Genomic DNA, 16,547 nt, shown 5'->3' on the forward strand with positions numbered 1-16,547 from the left:
GGCATGGCCATCGCCTCGCCCGATCTGGTTTCCCTGCCGCTTGCCGAGCTGGAACTGTTCGCGCGGGACCTGGAGCTGATCCCGATCCCGACCGTGCAGGTGGTGCGCGAAGGGACGGGGTTCGATTTTCTGGCGGTAAACCGCGCCTATCGGCTCGCCGGGCTGGGGGTGATCGCCGACCGGTCGCCGATGCTGGCGCTGCTCAGCAGCCGGATCGACGCCTTCCTGCGCTCTACCGACATGCGCAGCGACTTCGACTGGTCGATCGGGCAGGTGATCGATTCGCGTTACTATCGCGTCACGCTGGCGCGCCCGACGCCGGCGCTGCGCGACCGCTGCCAGATTGCCTTTATCGACCTGACCGCGCAGGTCCACACCGAACGCTCGCTGCGCCGCGAGATGACGACCGACAGCCTGACCGGCCTGCCCAACCGCGAAGGCTTCAGCGACATGATCGAGGCGGTGCAGGCGGACCGCAGCCGCCATGCCGTGCTGGTCATCGACATCGACCGGTTCGGGCGGCTCAACGCCTGTCTGGGCGGGTTGGCGGGCGACGAATTGCTTATCACCGTCGCGCGCCGGATCAAGGGCGTGCTCCGCGCCCGCGATGCGCTGGCCCGGATCGGCGGCGATGAATTCGGCATCCTGATGGCGGTGGACGACGACGCGGAGGAGGCGGCGCGGCTCGCCGAGCGCATCCAGCGCGCGCTGTCGGCTCCGTTCCGGCTCAGCGATTACGAGATCGGCGTCGAATGTTCGATCGGCATCGCGCAGGGCGACGATGCGATCGAGGACGTCGAGGAGCTGATCCGCAACGCGCAGTTCGCGGTGAAGCGCGCCAAGACCGGGCGCCATGTCGAAAGCTACCAGACGCAGGCGTTCACGCTGGCGCGCGAACAGTTCGCGATGGAGACGGCGCTACGCCGCGCGATCGAGGAGCGGCAGCTGCGGCTGGCGTTCCAGCCGATCTGCGACCTGTCGAGTGGATCGATCGTGTCGTTCGAGGCGCTGGCGCGCTGGCGCGACCAGAATGGCGTCGAGCACGACCCGGGCGACTTCATCCCGGTCGCCGAGGAATCGGGGCTGATCGTGCCGCTCGGCCGCTGGGCGATGGACGAGGCGGCGCGGACATTGCGCTGGTGGGACGATATGTGCGGCGGCGATTGCGGGATGCGCGTCGCGGTCAATCTGTCGGCGATCCAGATGCAGCGCGACGATATCGCGCCGGTGGTCGAGGCGGCGCTGATCCGCCACGATCTGGCGGGCAGCCGGTTCAACCTCGAACTGACCGAAAGCGCGATCGTCAGCGATCCCGATCGCATCGCCGGCATCATGCACGCGCTGAAGGCGCTCGGTACCAGTCTGGCGATGGACGATTTCGGCACCGGCTATTCGAACCTCGCCTATCTGCAGAAGCTGCCGATCGACATCCTGAAGATCGACCGCAGCTTCGTGTCGGGCATGCTCGCCGACCGCGACAAGATCGCCATCGTGCGCGCGATCCTGAGCCTGGCGCAGGCGCTGGGGATGCGCACCACGGCCGAGGGGATCGAGAGCAACGAACTGGCGCAGACGCTGGCGGCGCTGGGCTGCACCTATGGCCAGGGTTATCTCTACGCGCGGCCGCTCGAGGCCGACGCGGCGCTGTCGATGATCGTGGCGGCGAGGGCGGCGGCGACCGCTTCGTCGGCGAGCTGATCGACGCGGGGGGCGTCGGGGAAGCCCTCGGCGATCCAGCGATCCTCGATTCCGCGCAACACGCGCGCGACCTCCGGCCCCTTGCGCAGGCCGCGCTGCACCAGCGCGCCGCCACCGATCGGCAGGGCGGGTGGGCTCCAGCCGGTGAGATCCGCGGTATCGGCACCCGCGATGAGCAGGCGATCGGTCGCACTGGCGAGGCCGGCACGATAGGCGAGCGCGCGCGACCCTTCGTCGCCGGCGCCCTGCGTTGCGGCGATCAGCCGCTTCCGATCCGCATTCGACAGCTTGAGCCGCGCCCCGACACCGTCGGCGGCATCGGCGGGCAACAGCGCGGCGAGGCGGCGGATCGCATCGGGGGGAATGCCGGCCGCCGCCTCGCGCGCGGCGAGCGTCGCCAGCGTTCCGGCATCGGTGATCTCGGGCAGGACGGCGCAGAAGATGCCGTGCTCGATCATCAGCGCGATCACCGGCACCGCGTGGCGCGCGACCAGCAGCTTGAGCAGTTCGGCGGCGATGCGCTCGCGCGACAAGGCCATCAGGTCGTTGGCGCGCGCGGCGCAGGCGGCAAGGCCTTCGGGGTCGATCGCGGACTGGTCCGCCGCGCCGAACCGGGCGTGGAAGCGGAAGAAGCGCAGGATGCGCAGATGGTCCTCGGCAATGCGGCGGTAGGCGTCGCCGATGAAGCGGACGCGGCCGGCCGCCAGATCGTGGAGGCCGTCGAACGCGTCGAACACCGCACCCGTCTCCGGATCGGCGTAGAGCGCGTTCATCGTGAAGTCGCGGCGGGCGCCATCCTCCTCCCATGCATCGGTGAAGGCGACGACCGCATGGCGGCCATCGGTCGACACGTCGCGGCGCAGCGTCGTCACCTCGATCGGGCCGTCGGGCAGGATCGCGGTGACGGTGCCGTGCGCGAGGCCGGTCGGCACCGCGCGGATGCCCGCACTCTTCAGGCGATCGAGCACCACCTCCGGCAGCAGCCGGGTAGCAAGGTCGATATCGGCGGGATCGAGGCCGAGCAAGGTGTCGCGCACCACCCCGCCAACCAGCCGCGTCTGTTCCGCGCCGCCGAGCGCGGCGATCAAAGCGGCGAAGCCGTTGCGCGGGGCAATCCGGTCGAGCGGCAGCGTCAGGCCCATGCGAGCTGCCGCGACAGGTTGACGATCATCGCCGCGGTGGCGCCCCAGATGCGGCGATCGGCCCAGCGGATCTCATAATAATGGCGGGTGCGGCCCTGCCACTCCGCGCTCGCCTCGACCTGATTGGCGGGATCGAGCAGGAAATCGAGCGGCACCTCGAACACGCTCGCCACCTCCGCCTCGCTGGGGACCAGCGTCAGGTCGGGCGGGATCACGCCGAGCACCGGCGTCACCGTAAAGCCGGTGACGGTGCGATAGCGGTCGACCTCGCCGACCAGCATCACCGCGGAGGGCGGCAGCGCAATCTCCTCGTCCGCCTCGCGCAGCGCTGCGGCGATCGCGGTTTCGCCGGGGTCGATCCGGCCGCCGGGAAAGGCGACCTGCCCGGCGTGGTTGCGCAGCGTCTCGGTCCGCTGGGTCAGCAGGACGCCGGGGCGCGCGCGATCGGTCACCGCGACCAGCACCGCGGCGGGGGTCAGATCGGCCTCGTCGCGCACCTCCAGCTCGCGATGGTCGCCGGTCAGCAGCACCGGGCGCGTCGCACGGCCACGATCCAGCGCCTCGCCCAGCCGTTCGACCAGGCTCATGCAGTGGGTTCCGATGGGGCGGGTTCCAGAGGGAAGAAGGCGCCGTCGCTCCACACGCCGGGGCGCGCCGCATCGTCGGCGAGGGCGCGCTCGGCGAGGTCGTAATAGACCGCACGCGCGACCAGCGCTTCCAGTCCGCCGCGGACGTGGAGATAGGGGCGCGGACCGTCCTCGCCCTCGGCGAAGCGCAGCGGATGGTCGGGGCCGGCGGTGACGAGATCGCCGGTGTTGAGCCGGAAGGCGAGGCGGGCGGCGCTGCCCTCGCCCTCGGCCTTCATCTCGACCGCGACGAACGGCGCATCCTCGACCGCAATGTCGAGCTTCTCGACCGGGGTGACGAGGACGTAGCGGCCATCTGCCTCGCGGCGCAGGATCGTCGAGAACAATCGCACCATCGCCTGACGGCCGATCGGCGACCCCTGGTGGAACCAGGTGCCATCGCGCGCGATCCGCATCTCGCTGTCGCCGCAATGCGTCGGGTTCCATTGCTCGACCGGCGGCAGGCGCCGCTGTTCGATCAGGGTCGCGATCTCGGCCAGGCTGAGCGTCGCGATGTCGGGCAGGTCCTCCATCGGCATCGGGGCGAGGTAGGGATTGTGGCGGTGCGCGTAAAGGCGCGAGACCGGTCAGGTGACGGCGGCGACCGCGGGGCCGAGCAGACCGGCGACGGCGGGGACGGCGTCGCCGCGGGCGAGCAGCCGGTGGCGCTCGACCGGACCGGGCAAGCGCCAGTCGGCGGTGCGATTCGCGTCGAACCCGAAGAAGCGGCCGTAATATTCGGGATCGCCGATCAGCATCAGCGCGTCGTCCAGCCCCTCCGCATGCGCCGCGTCGAGCGCGCGCGTCATCAACTGCCGGCCGATGCCGTCGCGCTGGAAGCCGGGGTCGACCGCGACGGGGCCGATCATCACCAGCGGCCGGGCCTCGCCGTCGTCGCCGTGCAGCCGGACCGGCCAGCACTGGATGGTGCCGATCAGGCGCCCGTCCGCGACCGCGGCGAGGCTGAGCGCGGCCAGCGGTGCGGCGAGGCCGCGAACCTTGTAGGCGGTGCGGCTGTGCCGATCGGGCCCGAACGCGCGGTCGAGCAGCGCCTCCACGGCGGCTCCGTCGACGGTGCTGAGCGGCACGAATGCGATCACGGCGGCGTTCCTTTCCGGCCCGCCGGTGCGATCCAGCGGCGGGCGGGCCGCGCGCATGGCGCCCGGGGCGGGCGAACGCAAGCGGAATGCGATTCGCGTGGGCGCGCGGGTCTTGCTAGAGGGCCGCGCCATGCAAGACAGTCTACAGCTGGAGGTCCACGACCTCGAGGTCCAGGTGCTCACCGGTATCTATTCGGAGGAAACGCACCTGCCGCAGCCGCTGCGGATCGACCTGACCGTCGACCTGCGCTGTCCCGATCGCTTTGCGCCCGAGACACCGTTGTCGGCGTCGAAAAACTATCTCGATCTGAAACATGCGGCGACGAGCGCGCTGCCCGAGGGGCTGCATTTCACGCTGATCGAGGCGGTGGCGGATCACATCTGCGAGACATTGTTCCTCGGCGACGAGCGGGTGCTGCGCGTGCGGGTCAAGATCGTGAAGCTGGCGATCGCGGAGGCCGGCGAATCGATCGGCATCACCCTGGTCCGCAATCGCCGCTGATCCGGCGTCAGCGCAGCTGGCGCGTCCGTCCGCAGGCGCCCAGTTGCTGCACGACGAAGGCATAATCCTCACGCGCGATCCCCGCATTGGCGGGGTCGAGCGAGGCGGTGCTGCGCTCCGGCAGGCTCGCGGGCAGTGCGCAGGCGAGCCGATACCACAGCAGCGTATCGCGCGCCGGCGGGGCGGCGGCCTCGTCGACGATCTCCGACAGCGCGACCGCATAGCGCGGCTGTTCGCCCGGGCGGCGCAGCACGGTCAGCGACACCGGTGCACCGTTGGCGGTGGTCAGGAACACCTGCGTCTCGCCCTCTCCGGGCAGTGCGCCGGGGACGTGGAAGGCGTTGCCGATGCCGGTGATGACCGGCGGCGCGTCGGCGGCGACGAGCCCTTGCGCGATGGCGCGGATGCGCTGGTCGTCGGCGGGCGTCCAGGCAACCTGCGCGTCGGGCGCGACGAGCTGGATCTGCCCCGGCATCCCCGCCACCGGGCGGCCGAACAGCAGCACGCGCAACTTCTTCAACTTCGGCATGCGACCGGTGGCATCGGGCGCGACATCAAGCAGATAGCCGATTCGCGGCGGCAGGCCGCCGGTACCGCGGACGAGCGCGACGACGTCCGCCTCGACATAGAAGCGCGTCGATCCGGGCGCGACCCCGGTGGCGTCGGCGCCCTTCAGCCGGATCGCCGAGCGGATCGTCGCGTCGGCGATGATCGGCGCGGCGATGACCAGATCGGCGAGGTCGGCATAGCCCGTTCCCGTCGCGGCCGGAGCGGCGGCCTGCGCGGGCGTTGCCTGTGCAGGGGGGCGTGCGGGGGTGGGGGGCGCGGCAAGCTGCATCGCGAGCGCGATGCCGGTCGGCAGGACGATGCGGAAACCCGGTGTCATGTCGCTTTCGCTAGCCGAGTGCACCTGAACGATACAGAAATAATTCTGTCTCGAAGCGATTGTACGTTTGTTGCGTCCGACAAAGCGTTTGCGTGCCGGGAAACGGGACGATAGGGTTCGGTCACTGCCACGCACGGCTTCAGCCGGGGCAGGGGCCTACGCGCGTTCTTCCCCCGGGCGCTGCGAGGACCACGAGATTAGGGAGTGTCGTTGCTGAATGGCCTATGCTGACCAGAAGATGTCCGGTGGCAGGGTGGTCGCGATCGTCATCGTCGTGCTCATCCATGCCGCGCTGGGCTATGCCTTCGTCACCGGGCTCGCGTACCAATACGTGAAGAAAGCCCAAGAAAAACTTAATACGTTCGACGTGGAGGAGCCGCCTCCCCCGCCGCCGGACGAGCCGCCGCCCCCTCCGCCCGACACGCCGATGACGCCGCCACCGGTGGTTTCGCCTCCGCCGATCGTGCAGAATCCCAATCCGCCGCCCGTGGTCATCCAGACGGTCTCGACGCCGCCGCCCGCCGTCAATCTGACGCCGATCGCTGCGCCGCCGGCTCCGCCTGCGCCCCCGGCACCCGCCGCCCCCGTCGTCAGCAAGGCGGCAGGCGCGAAGGGCAATCCCGCGGAATGGATCTCGCAGGACGACTATCCGCCCAGCTCGCTGCGCGGAAACGAGGAAGGGACCAGCGCGATCGCCTGGACGATCAACACGCAGGGTCGCGTCGAGAATTGCCGCGTCACGGCGTCGAGCGGTTCGGCCGCCCTGGATCGTGCGGCATGTCAGGCGATCACGCGGCGGGGTCGTTACACCCCGGCGCAGGATGCGTCCGGCAACCCGATCGCCACGTCGTCGTCGCGTCGCGTGGTCTGGAAGATCCCGAAGGAATGATGCGGTCCCCGCCTGACCGTCCGGAATTGGCCGGACGGGCAGGCGGGTCCTCCCCGAACTTCTACCCCGTTTGATAAGGACTCAATTCACCATGCTCACCACCATTCTCGCGGCCGGCGGCACCGCGGCAGCCGAAAACCAGTTCGGCCTCCAGGCCGCGCTGAAGGAAGGCGGCCTGATCTCGCAGTCGGTCTTCACGATCCTCGTGCTGATGTCGATCGTCTCCTTCTACATCCTGTTCTCGAAGCTGTTCGAGCAGCAGAAGATCATGAACCAGGCGAAGCGCGTCCGTCAGGGCTTCTGGCAGTCGACCTCGCTTCGCGAGGGTTCGGCCAAGCTCGAGAAGAACTCGGCCTACAAGCAGCTCGTCGACGACGGCCTGCAGGCGCAGGACCAGCACGCCAAGCTGACCGATCCGGTCGAGGCGCACGACTGGCTGCACGGTTCGCTCGCCCGTTCGGAAGCAGCGATCAACTCGAAGCTGGGTGGCGGTCTCGCCTTCCTCGCGACGGTCGGAGCGACCGCACCGTTCATCGGTCTGTTCGGCACCGTGGTCGGCATCTACCGCGCGCTCATCAAGATCGGCGCGTCGGGCGATCCCTCGATCGACAAGGTCGCCGGCCCGGTCGGTGAGGCGCTCATCATGACCGCACTCGGCCTCGTCGTCGCGGTTCCGGCCGTGCTCGCCTACAACTGGCTGCAGCGCCGCAACAAGTCGATCGCGGAGGACCTGTCGGCCTTCTCGAACGACGTGCTGGGCTTCCTCGCCTCGAACGGCGCGGTGAAGCCGACGCTGGCCGGTGCGCCTGCGCCGAAGGCAGCTCCGGTGAAGCCGGCAGCGGCTACCACGACCGCCGGCCAGACCGGTGGCGTGCAGACCCGCCCGTAAAGACCAAAGGCTGCGGGGCCGCCACGATGGCGGTCCCGCTACCGGTCGATGGCCCGAAGCCATCGGCAAGAGGAATGGATAGGATAGCTCGCACATGGCGATGAGCGCTGGCGGAGGAGGAGGTTCCTCCGAAAAACCACTGTCGGACATCAACACCACGCCCCTCGTGGACGTGATGCTGGTGCTTCTGATCATCTTCCTGATCGCCGTTCCGGTCGCAATCCAGACGGTCAAGGGCATCGTCCTGCCCAAGGTGCGTTTCGATCCGACGACGACCAAGCCCGAGAACGTGTTGCTCTCGGTCACGACCGGCCCGGACGGCAATTGTCTGGTGTATTGGGGCACGTCCCCGATCACGAGCAAGGACCTGCTGACCCGCGCGGTCGACAAGCTGAAGCTGGAAATCGAACGTCAGGGCGGCGCAGGCAACCCCGATCTCGAACTTCCCGAAGTCCACATCCGCGGCGACGTGAACACGCCGTACAAGTGCATCGGCGGTTCGGTGTACACGATGCAGCAGGCCGGGTTCGCCAAGGTCGGCTTCATCTCGCAGCCGCCACCCGCGGGCGGCGCGTCCTAATCCGTACCGGCCGACCCAGGAGTATCTGACATGGCAATGAGTGGTGGTTCGGAAGACGGCGAACCGATGATGGAAATGAACACGACGCCGTTGATCGACGTCATGCTCGTGCTCCTCATCATGTTCATCATTACGCTTCCCATCCCGACCCACGCGGTGAAGGTGGATCTGCCGGTTAATGACCCGCGGAACCAGACGCCGCCGGTCGATCCGCAGAAGAACAAGATCATCATCGATGCGGCAGGGACGGTGTCCTGGAACGGCGCGCCGGTCGACGAGGTCACGCTGCGCCAGTATCTCGATACGGCAGCGGCGATCAATCCGGAGCCGGAGCTGCACTTCCAGCCCGACCCGCAGGCGAAGTACGACAAGGTCGACCAGACGCTGGCCGTCATCAAGCGGTCCGCGGTCACCAAGCTCGGCTTCATCGGCAACGAGCAGTATCGCAACGACTTCTAAGGTCGCTTCGATAGATAGACGACGATAGGGCGGTTCCGCGAGGGGCCGCCCTTTCCGTTTTGGTGGGCTTGCAAGCGCGTTCCGGCAGTCAGCGATGGAAAGCAGACCTGCGGTGTTGCCGGGAAGAGCCGGCTTACTCTGGGCGGCTTCGCCTTCCCCGTCGTGGGCGGGTACTCATGACCTTCGGGCGGTAGGCCCGGCCCTGAAAAGATTGATTCACGCGGAGGCGCGGAGGACGCGGAGAGTTGCGCCCGCGGCAACGTGGTGCTGCCATCGACGTGGTCCGGTGGGAAGGTGATCGATCAGGCATGCGGAACACCTTCGCGCCTTCGCTTGAATCCAATCCTTCGTGCGATGCCTGTCAGCGCACCTTACGTCTCGACTGGACTGAGGTCGACGAGAAGTCGGAGCCACCCCGCTCATCATGCTGCCCGCCGGGGGCGGCGGCTGGAACTGCGTTACACCGGCCTTCAAACCCAGAGGCTGTCCGCCATGCCCGGGGCGCGGAGGACACGAAGGGGTTGCGCTCGCGGCAGCACGCCGCTTCTAATTAGAAAGCCGATGGGGAGGGCGACCGAACAGGCAGCCGGAACACCTCCGCGTCTCTGCGTCTCCGCGCGAAAACAATCTCTCAGGACCACCAGTGCGGGCCGTCACACCCGCCCGGACGACGATTAGCGGCGGATCGCCAGGTTCCGTCGATCAGTGGCATCGGCGAGGAACCGCGTCACGCTTCCCGTAATGATCTGATTGGTGATGCTGTGATAGGTCGTGTTAAAGTCGTGGCCCGAATAGGGGAACTCGACCAAGCGAACCCGCGCACCGATCGCATGCGCGCGACGGGTGAAGTCCCGTGCCGCAGCGATCGGCAGCAGCGGATCCTCGACCCCGGCAAGGATCAGCGTCGGCGGGTTGGAGTCGTCGAGCAGGCGACGCAGGTCGAGCGCGGCGTAGCGTTCGGGAACGGCGCGCGGCGGGCCACCGATATAGGTGGTCATATACGATCGCTGTACCGGCTGCAGGTCGCCGGGGTTGTTCCACGACCCGGCGGGATCGATCAGCGGCACCCGCGCGGTGACGGCAACGATGCGCGGCAGGCGCGGGCCGCAGCGGGGATCGGCCCGCGCCGTATTGACCGTATAGGCGGCCGCGATCGCGAGGTTGCCGCCCGCGGAGGCGCCGTTCAGCGCGACCCGGTCGAGATCGAGCCGCAGCGCGCGGGCATGCGCCACCGTCCAGGCGAGCGCGCAATGCACGTCCCGGATCGCGAGGTTCCACGTCGGCCGCCCGGGCCGCGCGAGGCGATAGTCGATGCTGATGACCGTCCAGCCGCCGCGCGCATAATGGCGCATGTTGGCCGCGCTGATCCGCCGGTCGCCGCCGACGAAGCCGCCGCCATGGACGACGACGATCACCGGGCTGAGGCGGGTCGGGCCGGCGACGGTGGGGCGATAGATGTCGAGCGACAGCGGCTCGCCGCCGGGCGTGGCATAGACATGGGTTTCGTCGGGCGTGGCATGTTCGCTGAAATGGCGGGTCGACAGGCTGGCGATCAGGTCGATCGCTATGCCGTTGTCGTGCGCGAGCGCCAGCAGGCGCCCGACGACGAGCGCGGCGGCGGCGGTGGTGGCGATGGCGGTCGCCAGCAGCGCGCGGGTCGGTGCCGTCGCTCGCCGGCGATGCGCGATCAGGCCGACCGCGATGCCGCCGCAGCCGATCAGCAGCAACCAGGTCGCGCGGTTGGGCACGACCTCGACCGCTTCGATACGGACCCAGGGGATGACCGGGACGATCGCGGAGAACAGCAGGATGAGGCAGGGCAGCAGGACCAGCCAGGTGACGGTCAGTATGGCCGTGCGGCACAATTGGCGGAACATGGTCACGCCACCGGCTCGCGGTTGGACGAATCGAACGACAGCGACGGTCCGGAGGACCGGTGCCCGACGATTCCGAGAACGACCGCGATGCCGCCGCAGCCGATCAGCAGCAGCCAGGTCGCGCGGTTCGGCACCAGCTCGACCGCCTCGATACGGACCCAGGGGATGACCGGGACGATCGCCGAGAACAGCAGGATGAGGCAGGGCAGCAGGACCAGCCAGGTGACGGTCAGCACGGCCGTGCGGCACAATTGGCGGAACATGGTCACACCACCGGCTCGCGGTTGGGCGAATCGAACGACAGCGACGGTCCAGACGACCGCGGCCGGACGATCCCCAGGATGCGGGCGAGGCTCGCGTGGTGGGCGAGCAGCGGCACCAGCGCGACGAGCGTCGCGAGCGTCAGCGCGAACAGCGCGAGCCCCCGCACATGGTCGGCGTGCCACAGCGCGAAGATGAGCGGATGCCAGAGGTAGTAGAACAGGCTGTTGCGCCCGATCGCCGCGATCCCCGGCAACGGGATCGGCAGCCCCCGCACGACCGGCAACAGATAGATCAGCGGCAGGCAGGCGATGAGTTCCGCGGCGACCTCCGCCGCGACGTTCGGCTGGTCGTATAGCGAACACCACCACAGAAAGCCGATCGGAGCGAGGATCACCGCCGCGCCCTGTCGCACCCGGTCGGGTTCGCGCTGCGCGACCAGCAGGCCGTAGAAGAAGTAGACCGGATAGATGAAGAAGCGTCGGTCGGGCATCCAGTGGTGGAGGGCGGGCGGCAGATGGCCGACGCCGAGCAGGTACATCGCACCGATGCTGACGGGGATCGCGAGTCCCAACATCGCCGGCGGCGTCCAGCGCGATACGGCGGCGATGAGGATGAAGGCCATCATCACCGGCACGAACCAGAGGTGGAACGGCGGCCATAGCAGGAGCGACAGCGGCGTGCCGATATGCAGTTCGCGCGTGAGCGTGACATGGACGAGGCTGGCGACGATCCACGGCAGGATCAGCCGCGGATAATAACGGCGCAACAGCGCGGTGATCGAATCGCCGCGGGCGCGCTCGAGATTGAACAGATAGCCGGTGAGACCGATGAACAACGGCATGCGCAGGCCGGCGCCGATCCAGGCGGGAAAGCTTTCCCCTTCCGTGATTTCGAAGAAATGGCCGAGGATCACGCCGAGGACGAGCAGGCCACGGACGCCGTCGATCCCGGTGCTGCGGTGGCCGGCCGTTCCTGATCGCATCGTCCGCCCCACCCCCCGAGAATTCAGGGTGTTAGCGTGGCCGTCCTAGCGGGGCGTTAACGGCCCGCGCATTCCGCTTGCAAGGCTGTCTTCGAAGTGACACAACAATGTCACAAAAGTGAAACCTGCCATCAAGGCGGGGGAAGGAGACGATGACATGCGTTTGATTGTAGCGACGATGCTGGCGGGTGCATGCCTGACGACGCCAGCGCTGGCCAACGACCGGACTGGCTATCAGGCGATCGCCGCGGGCAATTATGCCGAGGCGACCAAGCGGATCGAGGCGGAGCGGCGGATCTTCCCCCAACGGCCCGAACTGATGCTGAATCTCGCCGTCGCCTATGCGCGGACCGGCCGCACCAGCGAAGCGCGCGCGCTCTACAGCGATGTGCTGCAGCGCCCGGTGGTGGCGATGGACATGCCCGATGGCGCGGTGGTGTCGTCGCACGACGTCGCGACGCTCGGCCTGTCGCGATTGACCACGACGCTCGCGAGCCGCTGACCCGTCGGCGCTGGTCGAAACGCTGCGGCCCGCTCGGTGAGCGGGCCGTTGGCATTTGGGGACCGGCGGTTCGATAGCCGGGGACATGCCCGATGGCGCGGTGGTGTCGTCGCACGACGTCGCGACGCCCGGCCTGTCGCGATTGACCACGACGCTCGCGACCCGCTGACCCGTCGGCGATGGTCGAAACGCTGCGGCCCGCTCGGTGAGCGGGCCGTCGGCGTTTGGAGGACCGGAGGTTCTGGTCCGGCCGGTCAGGGACCGGTAACGGTCAGAGGCGGGGGAGCGTCACCCCGCGCTGCCCCATATATTTGCCGGCGCGGTCGGCGTAGCTGATCTCGCACGGTTCGTTGCCCTGCAGGAACAGGAACTGGCAGGCGCCCTCGTTGGCGTAGATCTTGGCCGGCAGCGGCGTGGTGTTGGAGAATTCGAGGGTGACATGCCCCTCCCAGCCCGGCTCCAGCGGCGTCACGTTGACGATGATCCCGCAGCGCGCATAGGTCGATTTGCCGAGGCAGATGACCAGCACGTCGCGCGGCACCCGGAAATATTCGACCGTCCGCGCCAGGGCGAAGCTGTTGGGCGGGATGATGCAGACGTCGGTCTTGCGATCGACGAAGCTGTTCGACGCAAAGTCCTTGGGATCGACCAACGCATTGTCGACATTGGTGAAGATCTTGAATTCGTCGGCGACGCGCGCGTCGTAGCCATAAGAGGACAGGCCGTAGCTGATGCAGCCTTCGCGGCGCTGGCTCTCGACGAACGGCTCGATCATGTTCTGGCTCAGCGCGGCTTCGCGAATCCAGCGATCGGACAGGATGGACATGGCGGCTCCCCTTCGATGCGCCTCTTCGCCGGTTCGGCGGGGCAGGGCAAGGCTGGCGTCACCCCGCCGTCCGCCCTAGCATCGCGGCATGCGGCCGTTGATCGATCTCGCCTATCGGATGCGCCGGCGGCTGATGGCGCTGGTCGGCTGGCGGACGCGGGGCGTCAAGGTGATGGCGGTCGATGCGGACGGGGCGCTGCTGCTGGTGCGGCATCGTTATGGCCGGTCCGACCTGTGGATGCTGCCGGGCGGCGGCATCGACCGGGGCGAGGCGCCGATGGCGGCGGCGGTGCGCGAGCTGCGCGAGGAAACCGGCTGCGTGCTGCGCGACGCGGCGCCGGCCGGGACGTTCGAGGCGCGGGCGGAGGGACGGCGCGATACCGTGTATCTCTTTCGTGGCACGACCGCCGGGCCGCCGCAGGTCGACGGGGTCGAACTGGCGGAGGCGCGATTCTTTCCGGCCGATGCCCTGCCCGAGGCGATCTCGCCGGCGACGCGGCGGCGGATCGAGGAATGGCGCGGCATGCGCGCGGCGGATGGCCGCTGGTAGGCTTGCCGCCGCGACCGATCGCGGCCACGGTCGCCGCAGACCATGAACGGAGGAGATGGACATGACGGTAAAGGTGATCGCATTCGTGACGGTCAAGCCGGGCCACGAGGACGCCTTCGTCGAGGCGGCGCGCGTGTGCGTCGCGGCGTCGCGCGCCGAGCCGGGCGTGCTCCACTACGAACTGTGGCGCGAGGCGGAGGGCGAGCGGCGCTTCGTGTTCAACGAACTCTATGCGGACGAGGCGGCGGTGCAGGCGCATATGGCGTCCGATCATTTCAAGGCGTTCGGCCGCGCCGCCCGCGACCTCGCCGCCGCCCGGCCGGAAATCATCGCGACGCAGCCGGTCGACGTCGCGGGGTAAGGGCCGCGGGTCGACGGCGCGATGGGGGGATCCCGACGCGGCTGGTGGCTGACGGGCGAAAACGCTAAGGCGCGGGCATGCTGCGCATTACCGAGTTAAAGCTGCCCCTCAACCATCCCGAGGAGGCCCTGGCGGCGGCGATCCGCAACCGGCTGCGGATCACGCCGCGCGATCTGGTGCGCTATACGGTCGCGCGGCGGGCGCATGACGCGCGCGACAAGATGGACATCCATTTCGTCTATTCGGTCGACGTGACGGTGAAGAACGAGGCGCCGGTGCTCGCCCGCTGCAAGCGCGACCGCCACGTCAACCCAACCCCCGACACCGGCTATCGCTTCGTCGCCAAAGCGCCGGCCGACTATGCCGGGCCGCGCCCGGTGGTGGTGGGGGCGGGGCCGTGCGGCCTGTTCGCCGGGCTGATCCTCGCGCAGATGGGGTTTCGCCCGATCATCCTCGACCGCGGCAAGCTGGTGCGCGAGCGGACCAAGGACACCTGGGGCCTGTGGCGGCGCAGCGAACTGAACCCCGAATCGAACGTCCAGTTCGGCGAGGGCGGGGCGGGGACCTTCTCCGACGGCAAATTGTGGAGCCAGATCAAGGACCCACGCCACCTCGGCCGCAAGGTGCTGACCGAATTCGTCAAGGCGGGCGCGCCGCCGGAGATCCTGACCGAGGCGCACCCGCATATCGGCACGTTCCGGCTGGTGACGATGGTCGAATCGATGCGCGCGACGGTCGAGGCGCTGGGCGGCGAATATCGCTTCCAGCACCGGGTCGATGATATCGAGGTGGAAACGGCCGCGGACGGCAGCCGGCACTTGCGCGGGCTGACGCTGCAGACCGGCGAGCGGATGGCGACGGGGCCGGTGGTGCTGGCGCTGGGCCATAGCGCGCGCGACACCTTCCACATGCTGCACGAACGCGGCGTGCATCTGGAGGCCAAGCCGTTTTCGATCGGGGTGCGGATCGAACATCCGCAAAGCTGGATCGACGAGGCGCGGTTCGGGCCCTGCGCCGGCCATCCCGATCTGGGCGCCGCCGCCTACAGCCTGTCGCATCACTGCCGGAACGGGCGCACCGTCTATAGCTTCTGCATGTGTCCGGGCGGCACCGTGGTGGCGGCGACCAGCGAGCCGGGGCGCGTCGCGACCAACGGCATGAGCCAATATTCGCGCAACGAGCGCAACGCCAATTCGGGCATCGTCGTCGGCATCGACCCGGCGCGCGACTATCCGGGCGGTCCGCTCGCCGGGATCGAACTGCAACGCGCATGGGAAAGCCGGGCGTTCGAGGTCGGCGGGGGCGATTATAAGGCACCGGCGCAGCGGCTGGGCGATTTCCTCGCCGGACGGCCCTCGACGACGCTGGGCGGCGTCATCCCGTCGTACCGGCCGGGCGTGCAACTGACCGATCTGGCGGCATGCCTGCCCGATTTCGCGGTGACCGCGATGCGCGAGGCGCTGGTCGCCTTCGGCCAGCAGATCCCCGGTTACGACCATCCCGACGCGGTGATGACCGGGGTCGAGACGCGGACATCGTCGCCGGTGCGGATCACCCGCGGCGACGATTTCCAGAGCGTCAACACCGCGGGCCTGTATCCGGCGGGCGAGGGTGCGGGCTATGCCGGCGGCATCCTGTCCGCCGCGGTCGACGGCATCAAGATCGCCGAGGCGGTCGCGCGCGACCTGATCGGACGGGCGGGCGCCGACCGGCCGGCGGCGGCGCGCGCGGCGTGACGATGGGTTTCAGTCCGCAACGGTCTTGTTTATCGCTGCGCAAATTTCTATACTGAGCGATATGGAAATGGTTGCCACTCTCCCCCCGAAAGGGCGCCCCCGCGAATTCTGCACCGAGGCGGCGCTGGCGGCGGCGCTGCGCGTGTTCTGGAGCAAGGGCTATGAAGGCGCCTCGCTCGCCGACCTGACCGAGGCGATGGGCATCACCCGGCCGAGTCTGTACGCGGCGTTCGGCAACAAGGAGGCGCTGTTCCACAAGGCACTCGACCTCTACGAGGCGGAGAAGCTGGACTATACGCGCGTCGCGCTGCGCCAGCCGACCGCGCGCGGCGTCGCCGAGCATTTCATGCGCGGTGCGCTTGAGATGCAGACCAGCCAGTGCGACCCCAAGGGGTGCCTGGGCGTCATCAGCGCGATGGCCTGCGGCGCCGAGGCCGAGTCGATCAAGGCCGACGTCATCGCCCGCCGCGCCTCGTCTCAGGCGGCGCTGATCGAGCGGTTCGAGGACGCGAAGCGCGACGGCGACCTGCCCGCGCATGTCGACGTGCTCGGGCTAACCAGCTATCTCTACGCGCTGTTGCAGGGGATGGCGGTGCAGGCCGGGTCGGGCGCGAGCCGTGCCGATCTCGAGCGGCTGGTCGATACCAGCCTGGCGGTCTGGCCGAGCCGCTGATCGCG

Annotated in this window: 20 protein-coding genes; 11 read left to right on the forward strand and 9 right to left on the reverse strand. The window is 68.7% G+C overall.

Annotation, left to right across the window (positions count from 1 at the left end; all coding sequences use genetic code 11):
• Positions 1-3: 3 nt before the first annotated feature.
• The gene (locus B2515_RS15270) at positions 4-1,698 is read left to right on the forward strand and encodes a putative bifunctional diguanylate cyclase/phosphodiesterase (RefSeq protein ID WP_293877788.1); all 1,695 of its coding nucleotides are present in this window, start codon (positions 4-6) and stop codon (positions 1,696-1,698) included.
• Here B2515_RS15270 and B2515_RS15275 read toward each other — a convergent pair.
• From B2515_RS15275 to B2515_RS15290, 4 genes are read right to left on the reverse strand one after another with little or no spacing between them, the layout of a single operon-like run.
• Positions 1,614-2,840 (reverse strand): CCA tRNA nucleotidyltransferase, encoded by a 1,227-nt coding sequence (locus tag B2515_RS15275; RefSeq protein WP_293877790.1) that lies wholly within the window; start codon positions 2,838-2,840, stop codon positions 1,614-1,616. The two genes, B2515_RS15270 and B2515_RS15275, sit on opposite strands and share 85 nt — an antisense overlap.
• On the reverse strand, positions 2,831-3,427 hold the full coding sequence (locus B2515_RS15280; RefSeq protein WP_293877792.1) for a CoA pyrophosphatase: 597 nt from the start codon (positions 3,425-3,427) through the stop codon (positions 2,831-2,833). The genes B2515_RS15275 and B2515_RS15280 overlap by 10 nt, the downstream gene beginning before the upstream one ends.
• Entirely contained in the window at positions 3,424-4,005 is a 582-nt protein-coding gene (locus tag B2515_RS15285; protein WP_293877794.1) for a DUF1285 domain-containing protein, read from the reverse strand. The genes B2515_RS15280 and B2515_RS15285 overlap by 4 nt, the downstream gene beginning before the upstream one ends.
• Before the next feature lie 48 nt (positions 4,006-4,053).
• Positions 4,054-4,566 carry a GNAT family N-acetyltransferase gene (locus tag B2515_RS15290; RefSeq protein WP_293877796.1) on the reverse strand — a complete coding sequence of 171 codons (513 nt, stop codon included), beginning with the start codon at positions 4,564-4,566 and terminating at the stop codon, positions 4,054-4,056.
• Between the two features lie 130 nt (positions 4,567-4,696).
• Between B2515_RS15290 and B2515_RS15295 the strand changes: the two genes are divergently transcribed.
• A complete protein-coding gene (locus B2515_RS15295; RefSeq protein ID WP_293877798.1) occupies positions 4,697-5,068 on the forward strand; it encodes a dihydroneopterin aldolase in 372 nt (123 codons plus the stop codon).
• Between the two features lie 7 nt (positions 5,069-5,075).
• Here the strand turns inward: B2515_RS15295 and B2515_RS15300 are convergent, their stop codons facing one another.
• Positions 5,076-5,954, reverse strand: a complete 879-nt coding sequence (locus B2515_RS15300; protein WP_293877800.1) for a hypothetical protein — start codon at positions 5,952-5,954, stop codon at positions 5,076-5,078.
• 217 nt (positions 5,955-6,171) lie between these two features.
• Between B2515_RS15300 and B2515_RS15305 the strand changes: the two genes are divergently transcribed.
• From B2515_RS15305 to B2515_RS15320, 4 genes are all read left to right on the forward strand, one after another.
• Positions 6,172-6,843 carry an energy transducer TonB gene (locus B2515_RS15305; RefSeq protein WP_293877801.1) on the forward strand — a complete coding sequence of 224 codons (672 nt, stop codon included), beginning with the start codon at positions 6,172-6,174 and terminating at the stop codon, positions 6,841-6,843.
• 91 nt (positions 6,844-6,934) lie between these two features.
• Positions 6,935-7,732: a MotA/TolQ/ExbB proton channel family protein gene (locus tag B2515_RS15310; protein WP_293877803.1), complete on the forward strand. Its 798-nt coding sequence runs from the start codon at positions 6,935-6,937 to the stop codon at positions 7,730-7,732.
• Between the two features lie 94 nt (positions 7,733-7,826).
• On the forward strand, positions 7,827-8,312 hold the full coding sequence (locus B2515_RS15315) for an ExbD/TolR family protein (RefSeq protein WP_293877805.1): 486 nt from the start codon (positions 7,827-7,829) through the stop codon (positions 8,310-8,312).
• A gap of 30 nt (positions 8,313-8,342) precedes the next feature.
• Complete coding sequence (locus tag B2515_RS15320; RefSeq protein ID WP_293877807.1) at positions 8,343-8,771, forward strand: ExbD/TolR family protein; 429 nt, start codon at positions 8,343-8,345, stop codon at positions 8,769-8,771.
• 674 nt (positions 8,772-9,445) lie between these two features.
• Here the strand turns inward: B2515_RS15320 and B2515_RS15325 are convergent.
• From B2515_RS15325 to B2515_RS15335, 3 genes are read right to left on the reverse strand one after another with little or no spacing between them, the layout of a single operon-like run.
• Entirely contained in the window at positions 9,446-10,648 is a 1,203-nt protein-coding gene (locus B2515_RS15325; RefSeq protein WP_293878482.1) for an alpha/beta hydrolase, read from the reverse strand.
• Positions 10,649-10,650: 2 nt separating this feature from the next.
• Positions 10,651-10,917, reverse strand: coding sequence for a hypothetical protein (locus B2515_RS15330; protein WP_293877809.1), 267 nt, complete (start codon positions 10,915-10,917; stop codon positions 10,651-10,653).
• Positions 10,914-11,894: an acyltransferase family protein gene (locus B2515_RS15335; protein ID WP_293877811.1), complete on the reverse strand. Its 981-nt coding sequence runs from the start codon at positions 11,892-11,894 to the stop codon at positions 10,914-10,916. Before B2515_RS15335 ends, B2515_RS15330 begins: the two co-directional genes overlap by 4 nt.
• A 157-nt stretch (positions 11,895-12,051) precedes the next feature.
• Here B2515_RS15335 and B2515_RS15340 point away from each other — a divergent pair, with 157 nt between their 5' ends.
• Complete coding sequence (locus tag B2515_RS15340) at positions 12,052-12,396, forward strand: tetratricopeptide repeat protein (protein WP_293877813.1); 345 nt, start codon at positions 12,052-12,054, stop codon at positions 12,394-12,396.
• 271 nt (positions 12,397-12,667) lie between these two features.
• Here B2515_RS15340 and dcd read toward each other — a convergent pair whose 3' ends face one another.
• Positions 12,668-13,222, reverse strand: coding sequence for a dCTP deaminase (gene dcd / locus B2515_RS15345; protein WP_293877815.1), 555 nt, complete (start codon positions 13,220-13,222; stop codon positions 12,668-12,670).
• An 88-nt stretch (positions 13,223-13,310) separates the two neighbouring features.
• On the opposite strand from dcd, the gene B2515_RS15350 reads away from it, so the two are divergent.
• The 4 genes from B2515_RS15350 (at position 13,311) to B2515_RS15365 (ending at position 16,542) form a co-directional block, all read left to right on the forward strand.
• A complete protein-coding gene (locus B2515_RS15350; protein WP_293877817.1) occupies positions 13,311-13,772 on the forward strand; it encodes an NUDIX domain-containing protein in 462 nt (153 codons plus the stop codon).
• A 61-nt stretch (positions 13,773-13,833) separates the two neighbouring features.
• Complete coding sequence (locus B2515_RS15355; protein ID WP_293877819.1) at positions 13,834-14,133, forward strand: putative quinol monooxygenase; 300 nt, start codon at positions 13,834-13,836, stop codon at positions 14,131-14,133.
• 77 nt (positions 14,134-14,210) lie between these two features.
• Positions 14,211-15,869: an NAD(P)/FAD-dependent oxidoreductase gene (locus tag B2515_RS15360; RefSeq protein WP_293877821.1), complete on the forward strand. Its 1,659-nt coding sequence runs from the start codon at positions 14,211-14,213 to the stop codon at positions 15,867-15,869.
• 61 nt (positions 15,870-15,930) lie between these two features.
• Positions 15,931-16,542: a TetR/AcrR family transcriptional regulator gene (locus B2515_RS15365; RefSeq protein WP_293877823.1), complete on the forward strand. Its 612-nt coding sequence runs from the start codon at positions 15,931-15,933 to the stop codon at positions 16,540-16,542.
• The last annotated feature ends 5 nt before the right edge of the window (positions 16,543-16,547 follow it).

The sequence above is a fragment of the Sphingomonas sp. UBA978 genome, from assembly GCF_002292295.1.
In the GTDB taxonomy this organism is placed as follows: Bacteria; Pseudomonadota; Alphaproteobacteria; order Sphingomonadales; family Sphingomonadaceae; genus Sphingomonas.